The organism is Pseudoalteromonas aurantia 208 (assembly GCF_014858725.1).
GTDB classification, from domain to species: Bacteria; Pseudomonadota; Gammaproteobacteria; order Enterobacterales; family Alteromonadaceae; genus Pseudoalteromonas; species Pseudoalteromonas aurantia.
Genome location: NZ_AQGV01000012.1, coordinates 1,113,939 through 1,126,251 on the forward strand (window position 1 = coordinate 1,113,939; position 12,313 = coordinate 1,126,251).

Annotated in this window: 11 protein-coding genes; 7 read left to right on the top strand and 4 right to left on the bottom strand. The window is 39.4% G+C overall.

Features of this window, described 5'->3' with window-relative positions; genetic code table 11:
* Positions 1 to 97: 97 nt before the first annotated feature.
* From PAUR_RS08710 to PAUR_RS08730, 5 genes are all read left to right on the top strand, one after another.
* Positions 98 to 2,545: a M1 family metallopeptidase gene (locus PAUR_RS08710; protein WP_404821694.1), complete on the top strand. Its 2,448-nt coding sequence runs from the start codon at positions 98 to 100 to the stop codon at positions 2,543 to 2,545.
* A gap of 5 nt (positions 2,546 to 2,550) precedes the next feature.
* Entirely contained in the window at positions 2,551 to 3,036 is a 486-nt protein-coding gene (locus tag PAUR_RS08715; protein WP_404821695.1) for a DUF6702 family protein, read from the top strand.
* Between the two features lie 60 nt (positions 3,037 to 3,096).
* Positions 3,097 to 4,005, top strand: a complete 909-nt coding sequence (locus PAUR_RS08720) for a GTP-binding protein (RefSeq protein WP_192507381.1) — start codon at positions 3,097 to 3,099, stop codon at positions 4,003 to 4,005.
* A gap of 143 nt (positions 4,006 to 4,148) precedes the next feature.
* On the top strand, positions 4,149 to 5,099 hold the full coding sequence (locus tag PAUR_RS08725; protein ID WP_225738318.1) for a nucleoside hydrolase: 951 nt from the start codon (positions 4,149 to 4,151) through the stop codon (positions 5,097 to 5,099).
* 283 nt (positions 5,100 to 5,382) lie between these two features.
* Positions 5,383 to 5,544 carry a hypothetical protein gene (locus PAUR_RS08730; RefSeq protein ID WP_192507382.1) on the top strand — a complete coding sequence of 54 codons (162 nt, stop codon included), beginning with the start codon at positions 5,383 to 5,385 and terminating at the stop codon, positions 5,542 to 5,544.
* Between the two features lie 23 nt (positions 5,545 to 5,567).
* Here the strand turns inward: PAUR_RS08730 and PAUR_RS08735 are convergent, their stop codons facing one another.
* Positions 5,568 to 5,984 (bottom strand): methylated-DNA--[protein]-cysteine S-methyltransferase, encoded by a 417-nt coding sequence (locus PAUR_RS08735; RefSeq protein WP_225738319.1) that lies wholly within the window; start codon positions 5,982 to 5,984, stop codon positions 5,568 to 5,570.
* 357 nt (positions 5,985 to 6,341) lie between these two features.
* On the opposite strand from PAUR_RS08735, the gene PAUR_RS08740 reads away from it, so the two are divergent.
* Complete coding sequence (locus tag PAUR_RS08740) at positions 6,342 to 6,674, top strand: hypothetical protein (protein ID WP_192507384.1); 333 nt, start codon at positions 6,342 to 6,344, stop codon at positions 6,672 to 6,674.
* On the opposite strand, the gene PAUR_RS08745 is transcribed toward PAUR_RS08740, so the two are convergent.
* From PAUR_RS08745 to PAUR_RS08755, 3 genes are all read right to left on the bottom strand, one after another.
* Entirely contained in the window at positions 6,658 to 9,879 is a 3,222-nt protein-coding gene (locus tag PAUR_RS08745) for a carboxypeptidase-like regulatory domain-containing protein (protein ID WP_225738320.1), read from the bottom strand. The two genes, PAUR_RS08740 and PAUR_RS08745, sit on opposite strands and share 17 nt — an antisense overlap.
* 13 nt (positions 9,880 to 9,892) lie before the next feature.
* Positions 9,893 to 10,657 carry a fimbrial biogenesis chaperone gene (locus PAUR_RS08750; RefSeq protein ID WP_192507385.1) on the bottom strand — a complete coding sequence of 255 codons (765 nt, stop codon included), beginning with the start codon at positions 10,655 to 10,657 and terminating at the stop codon, positions 9,893 to 9,895.
* Between the two features lie 100 nt (positions 10,658 to 10,757).
* Positions 10,758 to 11,264 carry a hypothetical protein gene (locus PAUR_RS08755; protein WP_192507386.1) on the bottom strand — a complete coding sequence of 169 codons (507 nt, stop codon included), beginning with the start codon at positions 11,262 to 11,264 and terminating at the stop codon, positions 10,758 to 10,760.
* Positions 11,265 to 11,828: 564 nt separating this feature from the next.
* On the opposite strand from PAUR_RS08755, the gene PAUR_RS08760 reads away from it, so the two are divergent.
* A complete protein-coding gene (locus PAUR_RS08760; RefSeq protein WP_192507387.1) occupies positions 11,829 to 12,272 on the top strand; it encodes a GNAT family N-acetyltransferase in 444 nt (147 codons plus the stop codon).
* Positions 12,273 to 12,313 lie beyond the last annotated feature (41 nt).

Consider the following 12,313-nt stretch of genomic DNA (forward strand, 5'->3'; position numbering starts at 1 on the left):
TTCGGATTAGAAATAACGATATCTGATGAAAATTTTAGGTAAATAACCAATAATAAGAAGTTGAAATATGAAGATCATAACATCGTCAATACTCACAATGCTTCTGCCTTTTGTTATATTCGGTAATGCAAATGCTTCCGCAATAAAACAAACAAAAGGCGATTTTGAAGACAAATTTCGTCAGCTTGAAGAGGTGCTCCCTACACCTAATGTCTATCGTAATGCGGCAGGTGAACCGGGAGAGCGCTACTGGCAGCAGAAAGTAGACTACAAGATCAAAGTATCTCTTGATGAAGTGAAGCGACGCTTAACAGGTACAGAAAAAATTACCTATCACAACAATTCACCTTACCAGCTTAAATATTTATGGGTCCAACTGGATCAAAATATATTTAAAGATGATTCTATCGCTAACCAAGCTAATAACTTTGGTGGTATTGGCAGGCGAGGGCCATTAACGAAAGCCGGAGATAAAGATAAACGTGCTAAATTAAGCTTGGAAGAATTACGTCGTCAACAATTCATGTCAGACAACGCTTTAGGTTATGAAATAAGAGCAGTAAATGATAAGCGCGGTAACAGCCTGAATCACACTGTGGTTGGTACACAAATGCGCATAGATTTACCTAAGCCACTACCGTCGGGTGAGAAGGTGGAGTTTTCTATTGCTTTTGCATTTAATATTGTTGAAGAAGATGCGCTTTCGGCACGTTCTGGGTATGAGCATTTTCCAGATGACGCACGCGAAGGAGGTAACGATATATTTTTGCTCGCTCAGTGGTTTCCTCGCTTACATGCCTATACAGATTATGAAGCATGGACAAACAAAGAGTTTTTAGGTCGTGGAGAATTCACTTTAGAATTTGGCGATTATGAGGTTGAAATTGATGTACCAGCCGACCATATTGTTAGTGCAACTGGGGTGTTGAGCAATGCTAAAAAGGTGTTGACAAGAACCCAAAGAAATCGTTTAAAAGCTGCAAAAACAGCAAAACATCCCGTGTTCATTGTCACTGAAGAAGAAGCCTTAGAGAACGAAAAAGCCGCGACCAATAAGCGAAAAACATGGAAGTTTAAAGCTGAGAATGTACGAGACTTTGCATGGGCATCGTCTCGTAAATTTATGTGGGACGCTAAAGGGTATGAGCAAAAGGGCGAAACGATGCCACACGTTATGGCAATGTCGTTTTATCCTAAAGAAGGTGGTGATCTTTGGAAAAAGTATTCAACTGAGTCCGTCATTCACACTATGGACGTTTACTCTCGCTTTTCTTTTGATTACCCGTATCCAACAGCACAGTCAGTAAATGGTCCTGTCGGGGGTATGGAATATCCAATGATCACGTTTAATGGTCCTCGCACCGAATTGCAAAAAGATGGTACTCGTACTTATTCACAAGCAGAAAAGCGCTTTTTAATTGGCGTAGTCATCCATGAAATTGGTCACATTTACTTTCCAATGGTGGTGAACTCAGACGAGCGCCAATGGACTTGGATGGATGAAGGGCTTAATAGCTTTTTAGATGGTGTTGCGGGTAGAGAGTGGGATCCAATGATCCCTTGGGGTGTTGAGCCTCGAGATATTGTCGGTTATATGAAATCAGAAAACCAAGTGCCAATCATGACGCAATCAGACAGTGTATTAAGGCTAGGGCCGAATGCGTATACAAAACCGGCGGCTGCGCTGAACATATTGCGTGAAGTTATTTTAGGAAGAGAATTATTCGATTTTGCCTTTAAAGAGTACTCACAGCGATGGAAGTTTAAGCGCCCAACCCCATCTGACTTCTTCAGGACGATGGAAGAAGCATCAGGTGTTGATTTAGATTGGTTTTGGCGCGGTTGGTTTTATTCAACCGATCACGTGGATATATCGATAGATAGAATCTACAAAATGCGCCTTGATACACATAACCCTGATATTGATTATAAGCGATTACGAGAAACCGAGCAGAGTAAACCATCGTCACTGTTTGTTGAACGAAATAAAGCGCAAGGGAAAACACTGTGGTTGGATAGAAACCCCAGCATTCGAGATTTTTACGATGAGCATGATCGTTTTACAGTCACAAACGAAGAACGTAATAAATACCATGAGTTTTTAAGTGAACTAAAGCCTTGGGAGCGTCAAACACTTGATCGCGCCGTTGCAGAAGATAAAAACTACTATGTTTTGGAGTTTTCAAATATTGGTGGGTTAGTGATGCCGATATTGCTTGAGCTAAATTACACGGACGGGACCAGCGAGAATCGTTATATTCCTGCTGAAATTTGGCGTAGGACTCCTGCCAATGTTCGCAAATTGATTGTAACTGATAAAGATAAAGAGTTACTTAATGTCGCGGTCGATCCAGGTTGGGAAACTGCTGATGTAGATGTAGAGAACAACTATTATCCGCGTCGTATTATCCCATCTCGTGTTGAGGCATACAAAGCGAAAAAGAGTAAGCAGAAAGTACGCAGAGACATTATGCAAGATATTAAAACGCCATTGAAGAGCATTGATGAGTTTAAACAGAAAAATAGCAAGGTTGATAAAAAATGAAAGCGCTGAACCTGTTATTTGTGTTGTTGGCTATTTTTGTTTTTGACACAGCATTTAGCCATCAAAAGAAATCAGCTGAAACGACCGTTTTATTTAATAAACAATCTAATAAGCTGGAAGTCATGCATCGGTTTTATTTGCATGACACTGAGCATGCTGTGCAGAAATTATTTAATAAAAAAGCAGATATTTTGGATTCTAAACAGACTCAACAACAGTTTGCAAAGTATGTTTCACAGCAGTTTTTTGCGCGAGACTTATCTGAGCAAGCACTGATATTAAACAATGTAGGGTATGAGGTCGACGGTAAGTTTTTTTGGGTATATCAAGAAGCTAATTTACCCGAAAACATACAAGGGATTAAGTTATTTAACGGTACGCTGAGAAATTTATGGCCAACCCAAGTGAATATGGTCAATATTGAAGGCAAAGGAAAGGTGCGTACCTTGTATTTTTCACACCATAAAAATTGGTTAATCGCCAAGTTTTAATTCACCGGCAGTGCCGAGGTCATTTGTGGCTGAGGCACGCTTTAATTTTGGAGATTCGCTGTGGAAGCAATCGTTGTCATCGTCGGTTTCTTAGGCGCAGGGAAAACAACCCTTTTAAAAAACCTCATTAAGAGTGCGTTAGTGCAAAACTGGCAGCCATTTGTCATATTAAACGACTACGAAAACGCTAATTTAGATATTGATCAACTCAGTGATGATATTGACCCTAAGTCGTTAAAGTCATTAAGTGGAAGCTGTATTTGTTGCAGTGGTATATCTCAGTTACGAGATACGGTTAATCGGATCCCTAGTCGGCCAAAAGGTATCACGTTAATAGAGTCAAATGGCACCACCGATGCCTGTTCATTAATGGGGTTTTTAGGTGTGGGGATAGACGGCAGATTTTTACCGCCTATTCAATTGTCTGTTATTGATGTAAAAAACTGGCAGATGCGAGGCGAACATAATGAGCTGGAAGCGAACCAAATTCAAGTATCTTCAATAATCGCTTTGGCGCATTTAGAGCAATCACCCTTAAGTAGAGTTGCTCAAGTTACCGCTGAAATTAAAGCCATTAACCCAAGTGCCACGATTTTACCCATCGAAACACTGGATCTTTCACAATTACCTGAAGTTACGCCTATTGATAACGATATTAAAAAGCTCGCACATCACAAAGCGCATTGGGCTTCTTGCTCAACTGATTTACCTAATTTGCCTGTATATAGCTGCATTAAAGAAATATGTACGCTGTTGCCCAGTACTATTTTACGTGTGAAAGGATGCACTCAAATTGCAAATGAATCACATTTTACATACTTTGAGCGCAGTCCTGATGGAGAAGTTTACATAAGGCCATATAAAGGGTCACCCACGACTGGTGCAAAACTACTCACAATTGGACCTGGGAGTGAAAAAAACGTATTAGAGGATGCGATTAAGCAAAGTCTACATTTGGTATCAGTATAAGGGTAGTTCTGGGATTTTAGTTAGAATAAACGTTATTAAAGCACCGCTTGGAACGTTTTAATTGTAATTGTTGAGTATTATACAGTGTGTACTTATCAACTTTATTGCCATAATTAACAAGCATTTATAGTTAAGGGGATATTATGAAAAAAATAATAATAGATACGGATCCGGGCATCGATGATGCTATGGCCATTTTGCTTGCTGACGCAAGTGATGCAATTGATTTAATTGGAATAACAACAACGTTTGGTAATGCATCGATTGAAAATAGCACACGTAATGCACTTTATTTAAAGGATAAGTTCAGTTTAAAAGCAATCGTAGCACAAGGTGCTAATACTCCATTGGTACTGCCTGCCAGCCCTCCAGCGACGGTTGTGCATGGGGATAATGGGTTGGGTAATATTGTTATTCCGACTGAACAACAAAACCAAGCGGTAAGTCAAACGGCCCATGACTACATTATAAATAGTGTTAAAGCGCATCCTCACGAGATTACACTTGTTGCGATAGGTCGTTTAACTAATTTAGCACTCGCATTAAACAAGTCACCGGAAATTGCTTCGTTGGTCAAAGAAGTGATTATCATGGGGGGCGCTTTTGGCTTCAATGGACATTCAGGTAATTTGACTCCGTTTGCCGAAGCAAATGTTTATGGCGACCCGCATGCGGCAGATATCGTTGTATCTGCTGATTGGCCTGTGACCATGGTCGGTTTAGATGTCACTCAGCAATCAATTATGACTAACGCATATATCAATAAACTTAAATGTAAATCACCGAAGTATGGCGCATTCATTTCCGAAATATCAGCGTTTTACGCGCACTTTTATCATGCGGACTTAGGGTTGGATGGATTTTATGTACATGACTCATCGGCAATAGTTTATGCGATTGCACCTGAAATATTTACAACTGAGCGAGGCAACATAAGAGTCGTTACTGAGGGTGTGGCAACAGGGCATACTTTATTTAAACAAAGCGATAGGCTATTTCCAATTGACGAGTGGAGCAATCATCCAAAGCAAACAATTTGTACTAATGTTGATAGCGAAGCATTATTAAATTTGTACATGAACAGTTTAACATAGTGCGCAAACAGGTTGATTGGGCGCGCGCAGGCTCTGTATTTGCCCACTCTGTCTAAATCCCATAAAAATAAGTATGACGAAGGGATTCGCTTTACGCATAACAAATACTTGCCATTTGCGAATATGTTACTAAAGCTAAGCTTAATCACCCATGAGGATTAGTTTTTAAGCGAGCGACAACATTCGCGACGATTTTTAAAACGCAGTTAATTGATATCCCAAATTATAGCAATGAATCTGCTTGGGATTATGCAAGAATATTGCTATTTATAGGCAACAAGGTATGTGTATTAATAGCGAATTATGCCGGTTTTTTTGCGCGCCAACAGAGAAAGACGCGTTACTTGTTTTACAATTGTCACACTCAGATTATCGAATTGAGAATGGACTTGCTGAGTTTAAATATGTAGAAATCAAACCTAGCAAAAACTGCGCACAACTGTAACGGGTGGATTGATATTCTTTAGGCTACAGTGGATTGAAGAGATTATGCTCCAAATCAAGCAAACGTTTCTTTAATGATAAGCCCCCACCGTAGCCTACGAGGGACCCTGAAATGTCTAGGATCCGATGACAAGGTACGATGATAGCCAATGCATTTGCCCCGTTAGCATGGTGTATATTTTGGGTCGTGTACTTTGCTGGTAAGTGCTTAGCCAAATCGTCATATGTTGCAGTGCCGCCATAAGGAATACTGGTAAGTGTTTGCCACACAGACTGCTGAAAATCATTACCAACCATGCGTAAAGGAATATCAAAATGGCGGCGTTCGGCCATAAAATACTGCGTAAGTTGCTGCTCAGCTGCGGTTGTAATATCGTCACTTTTTTCTATGAAATCCGCATTGAGGGCATGCTTGATCCGCGTATCGATCGTGCGCCTCATCGCTCTATACCTGAAGTCACACAAACATAAGGTGTTGTCAAAGGAACCAAGAATAAACTCTGCGTAAGGGTGTTTAAAATATTGGATATTTATATTCTTCATTGACGTGCTAAACCAAGCTGAGATCAGAGGTGGAACATATTATCTGCGATAATATCAATTTAATCAGATAGTAGGAAGTTCCTTTTTGCCGTTCGGAAACGGCCTCACGATGTAGAAAAGTATTAGCGATGCAAGTAATGTATTTGTGTTTTGAAGGTTTTAAGCGTTTAGTGCTGCTAAATATACGCGCTACAGATTCGTTGAATGGTTGATGCTGCACTACACTTATAAGCATATAAATCCTGAGTTTTAACGATGCAACACAAATTATTGACCGCACTGCTCATAAGCTTTCTTTTCATCTCATTAAATTTGCAAAAACGGGTTCATGCTACCAATCAAGGTTTTAAAGCAGGTGTCATTGCACAAACGTCATATTTTGATGCTCAGATTACTGTATTAGGCAGCTTTAGCATGTGTCGGGTGATTTCAGCGAAAAAACAAGATGAAATTAGATCTGCGTGTTATATAAAGGTAATAGAAAGCAATTGGGTTTTAGAATCATTTGGGGCGAAATGCGAAGTGCATTGTTCTCAATTAGATAGCTTCAATAAAACACATAACGTGGTGTTTAATCCTCAGCAGTAACCTTTTCACGAGCATCTCGTAAACCTGAAATAACACTATGCCAACTGAGCTTTTTAACCTTCAGCGGTGACTTGATTAATTGACTTGTATGTGGATCACATTGTTTACCCTTATTGCTATCATGTGGACCGGAAAGCACTTGAAAATTGGCTTTAGCGTTGCGATTTAATTTAAGAATAAAGAGGGTATCTATTGAGTTTATTAAAGCACGATTGAGTTGTTTTGCTGACCGGTAGCGTGCATATTCACAGAAAAAATAGCGGTGGTTGCTATCTTGATTAATAGTGCCAAGGTTATGCCAGGTTTTAGCGTCATAGCGTCTTGCATCAACCATGAAACTGCCGAATAAGGATGGCACTGCGTATACTGAATTGATAGCCTGTTGCGCAAGCGCTTTAGAGGCGTATGATCCTGATATTAAATAGTAATTCATATTTAACTGATTATGATAAATGTGTAACTTATTGAGATTGTTTGGTACGTTTTTGGCAACAATTAGCGCAGAAGAGAACTTTTTGAAAACACCGAGCTGTACAAAGTAGCTATTCTCAGAAATATCTTGATTTGTCAGTATATGAGAGTGTTCCAGCTGCTCATGCTGTTCCAATAAAATGATATCTTTTAGGATCAGTGTGTCACCGGTTTTTGGTGTTATTATTTCATTAGGTAGGTTTTTTACTATTAAATTAGCAATGTTAAGCTGGTTAGACTCTATTTTAACCGTGTACTTACCGGCAGAAACATTGGAGAAAAAGTAGTATCCGTCATACTCTGAGATTGTCTCATATTGAATATCACCATTTACATCTAATAGCATAACAGACACCCCAGCAGCTGGCTTACTTGCATTTGAATTTGCAAAATAAAGTGTGCCTTCAACCTCATTGAAAACAGAGATGGGTATATTCACTCGACTAATGCCGCCACGGTGCGAGAGGGTTTTTATTTTACCATATGATGACTGATAGTATGGATTGGAGAGTGAACGAACGTCGACTTCCAAAATTTGTCCTCCACTGCTGCTGGGTAGCAGTATTCGACCATTATCATTGGTTTTTAGGTCTTTCCAGCGATAATTACCCGTTAAAATAGCATCAGAAACAGGTTGATCGTCGCTATCAAAGACTTGGTTATTATTCCAATCTACGAATGATAATACTTCAAGTTGCCCGCTACTAAGTGTCCTAGGGGAGTCAAACTCAAATGTGTTTTCAACGTGGTCAAAACTGAATGTACCGCTTAAACCAATCGATATTTGCCAATCATCTTCACTGTCGTATTGACCTGAAAAGTTAACATTAAAATCATGATGTCGATAAGTGTATTGATGCCCTAGCAATAATTTAGCATTGGCATTTGGGTTGTATGAGATTTGAGTTTGGTTGAAGCTATCTTGGGTTTGTGGCCACCGTAAATTGCTTCTGAAACTTTTCAATTTGCGGTCATTTACTGGCAGCCAATCAACTGAATTTGTCCATCGCCAGCCTTTGAGATCAAGAGACCAGTAAGCACGGTTTGTCAGCATATCTTGAGAGTCATCATACTGAAATTGACTCGACCAGGTGCCACCGAGGTAATTCTTATTGACGCCAAAAGAGGTAATATTACGTTCGGACTTGTTATTTCGATGTTCATTGAGCCAACGAAAGTCCCAATTCAGGTCACTTATCCATGATGACTTTCCATTAAGAGACACAGACATGCGCCTTTTAAGTAAGTGTTTTTGTTTTGAGAAAATAGCGCTGGTAAAGTTGTCGATTAAACTCGCCTGTGCATTGATGTTAATGTCATGGTCCGTTAGACCAGTTATGATACCTCGATAACCGGTAAATAATGCGTGCCCAGCTGAGAGTTGTTTGGCTGCAATGACTTTATAGCTGCCACTATCAGAAATTCCATTTATGCCCGCACTTATATAGCGATTAGGGTGTTCGGCGTTTAAGGCACTTATACTTGAGTCGAACGTGAGTTTGTCGGTTAAACCATATGAAAGGTTAGCATTTAAAGCGTGTTCAAAAGGCGTTGTATTAGATTGTTTATTACCGAATAAACTTTTTTGGGCATCTATCGCTTCAAGTTTATAGCTGAATTTACCTGGAGCAAGTGCATTTTCTCCCACGGTTACTTTTTGTTTCTTAGTGAGTTGTTCGCCTTGTGGGCCGAATAATCTTATCTCAAATACGTTGTTACCATAGAAGGTTTCAATGTCTTCGAAGCGGACTACATTCTCATTCTGGGAAACTGATGACGCAATGTATTGCCCATTGCGGTAGAGTTCGGCTATCCAACCAGGGAGGGTGGGTTCCTCGATGGTTATGGTCGAGAAGCTTTGTGATGTATTTGGGTTTGTATTTGAGAAGGTAACGCCACGACCTTGAGTCGCAGACATGACCAGTGGATCTCTGCTAGATTGAATATCACCCACTTGATAGTGGGTGTTGATAAGTCGCTCATCACTATTAAATAAATCAATGTGTTTTTTAACTTTGAAAAAAGTACTGGTTTGATTCTTATTTTGGTTAAAGCGCAACTCGGCTTGATGTTCAAGTAAGTCAAAGTAACTGTTAAGTCTCACTAACCCTTTTGAGCGTTTTGTACGCGAGCTATAACTGGTATTTAATGCGTATTCAGTAATAGGGTAGGAAATTGTTTGGTATAAATCAGGAATACTGTGGTCAAATTGGATGGCCTTATTACGATAGCTAACAGGTGTACTTGTCGCGTTATTATTTTTAGCTTTTAAAAGCGAACTTGTAAAAGAAAGCTGCATGAGTGAGTAGTTAAATTTAGATTGAGTTTTTAATACGCTATTTAATATCTCGAGGTCAATATAATGATCAAAGTCGTCTTTTGCCCAAAGCCATGCGTTTTGAGCGCCCGCATTGTTGTGTAATACCGCTGAAAAGGGGTTGTCACTATGTTCTAGTTGGCCTATGAGGATATTGTTTTTTATGGTTAATGTAATACCTAATGTTGTGCTCACCGAGTGTATTGGCATTAACAGTCGATTATCTTTTGTGTAGTACGCCTCCATATCGGATATGACCGAGCTGCCATTCAATTTAACATTGACGATGACAAAAGCGTCATCGTCAACAGTCCACTGATACAAAGGCTGTAACGGTTGTGCGTGTAATGGCAAACTAAAGAGAATACAGCCCACAATCACGATAAGCTGTAGTCTATATAATAATGTGTTGATCAAGTTGAAGTAGCGCCTAAAGTTGCATCGGTACTTCTAACTCAATAGAACCGCCATACTTATTATTCTCAATATATTGAATCGTGACAGGCCCTTGAACTGACGTTTGTAGTGGGATGAACACTTTCCGTCTATTCAGTGGCGTATATACGCCCACGTTTCTGATTTCACCTACAATTTGTTTGTCACTATCCAGTATTTTGAAATCACCGTATAAAGAGCGATTGCCTTGAAGAGTTTGCCATACCAGCACATTCGAGCGGCCATTTTGTGTAACAAGTTGTGGATTGATAAGTTGAGAACTAACCTCTAATTGACCATGCCTTACTATGACGGGGACACTATAGGCAACTTTGGGCTTGATACTGATCCCTGAGGCATTCGGGTCTTGAGATTCCGAGGCGATGATCCTTAAAACTGCTCTGTATTCACCATGCGCTAAGTCGGCTTTTTTACGAACCGTCATTCGAATAGCTTGTACTTCTTTAGCTGCAATTTGGCCTCTTCTTGGAGAAAATCTGAGCATGCCTTTGGCGGAGCGTCCTGTAACTTCAGACAGTGGTACATCAATGAGTGCGCCGTCTTCCGTCATATCTTTATGGGTAAGTACTAATCTAAAATCTAACGTTTTACCAGATGTATTCCTGATCATAAGAGAATTATTTTTTGTACGATTATCAAAATATAAACGGTATTCCGATAGTGCTAAATTGGCGAATACCTTACTGGAGAATACTAATGATAAAACGAGCAGAAGAGCGATGTGTTTTTTGCAGGTCATAATACAGCTTACAGACTAAAAAAAGAAATGAACTTGCGGAGTGACATTCCACAAGTTCGAATAAAAAAATTATCTAACCCATTGAATAAAGGTCATAAATTTATTGGAATGACACATCTACAGTATAGTCTACGTCATAGTCACCACCAGCCGTTAGTGCTGTATCAACTGTCATTTGACCGTATACATTGATAGTAATATCAGACGCAGAACCGTCCGTTGTGAATGCACTTGCAACGCCATCCGCAGTGGTTTCCGTTGATGTGCCGTCAGTTGCGGTCGTTGCTGGTGCAAAAGTTAAATTGGCGCTTGAACTACCTGAAACGGTAATATTCATTGCCGAGTTTGGTGCTAAACCCGACACTGTAATACCACCAAGTTGAATATTTGCATCAGATGCATCACAGTCGCCGGTTACCGCCCCTGCGTTATCCATGGTACAGGCTGATCCTGCAGCAAGACGAATCTTACCGAAATGTAGCGCATTTGTTTCTGCAAATGTGGGTTCACTCCAACCATTTATGCTGGCTTGAAATGTTTGGTTAGACGCAAGTAAAGATGTTGATGATAGTGCGAGTACTGCAGATAAAAGTAGTTTTTTATTCATATTGATTACCACAATGATTGTTGTTCTTAAAATACACCTCCATGTAGCAAACTTATTGTTATTAAAAGAATAAGTTTTTGAGTCCTTGAAAAGCAATTTAAACATAGTTTGATTCAGATCAAAAATACTTTATTTTCACATGTTGACATTTTTCGCAATAAAAATGTAACAAACTAAGTTACATAAACCCATACCATTTACCTAACTAATTGTTTGTAGGTAAATAAATACATTCACAGTATGAAAAAATTTAAAGTTGTTTTTATTACAATAAAGTTTATTTATTTTTAATATTTATTGAGAAAGGTAAAATAATCAGCAGTTAAATAGGTACTCTGAGCCAAATTTAGTCTTGGCTTAATTCATTTGGGTGGATATTCTTTCCTTTATTTAAACAGTGTTTAATGAAGCAAATCATGCGGCCAAAAATAAGTAACGGCGGGGTAGATGGTTGACGCACTAGTAAATTTTATTTATGGTCAAAAGTTAGGGACAAATGTGCTGTGAGGTGGTGCCCAATAATAAGCCGTTTCATAGTGATAGAACGATAAATCAGTGGCGGTTATGATCAGATTAGCAAATATAAATGATTTAATTGGTGTATTGGGGTTGTATGATGAGCTTAGGCCACATGATCCAGTACTTGAACCGGAAGTTATGAAAAAGAAATGGGCGGAATTAATAGATGATGAGCATTCCCATATAATTGTTGCAGAAGCTGGGGGGAAGATAGCCGCAACGTGTGCGTTAGGTTTAAATAGAAGCATTGCTAATGGTGGAAAACCATTTGCAATCATAGAACATGTAGTCACTGGAAGTGGGTTTCGTAGACGAGGGTTTAGTCGCCAGGTACTAGAATATGCTGTTGCGTTGGCATGGCAGCTAGGTTGTTGTAAAGTGATGCTATTATCGGGTGAAAAATTAACTGCGGCGCACCGTGTTTATGAGTCTGTAGGGTTCAAAAGTGGTATTGAGAAAGGGTTTGTCATTAAGCCTGATGGCACGTGAGCAAAAGTGTATGTTCATTTAAAAAGCCGATAAAATTGAAA

Excerpts from the sequence above, each read along its gene's own strand:
- PAUR_RS08750 (WP_192507385.1), bottom strand. The coding sequence starts at position 10,657 with ATGACCTGCAAAAAACACATCGCTCTTCTGCTCGTTTTATCATTAGTA.
- PAUR_RS08725 (WP_225738318.1), top strand. The coding sequence starts at position 4,149 with ATGAAAAAAATAATAATAGATACGGATCCGGGCATCGATGATGCTATG.
- PAUR_RS08755 (WP_192507386.1), bottom strand. The coding sequence starts at position 11,264 with ATGAATAAAAAACTACTTTTATCTGCAGTACTCGCACTATCATCAACA.
- PAUR_RS08740 (WP_192507384.1), top strand. The coding sequence starts at position 6,342 with ATGCAACACAAATTATTGACCGCACTGCTCATAAGCTTTCTTTTCATC.
- PAUR_RS08760 (WP_192507387.1), top strand. The coding sequence starts at position 11,829 with ATGATCAGATTAGCAAATATAAATGATTTAATTGGTGTATTGGGGTTG.
- PAUR_RS08730 (WP_192507382.1), top strand. The coding sequence starts at position 5,383 with ATGTGTATTAATAGCGAATTATGCCGGTTTTTTTGCGCGCCAACAGAG.
- PAUR_RS08710 (WP_404821694.1), top strand. The coding sequence starts at position 98 with ATGCTTCTGCCTTTTGTTATATTCGGTAATGCAAATGCTTCCGCAATA.
- PAUR_RS08735 (WP_225738319.1), bottom strand. The coding sequence starts at position 5,984 with ATGAGGCGCACGATCGATACGCGGATCAAGCATGCCCTCAATGCGGAT.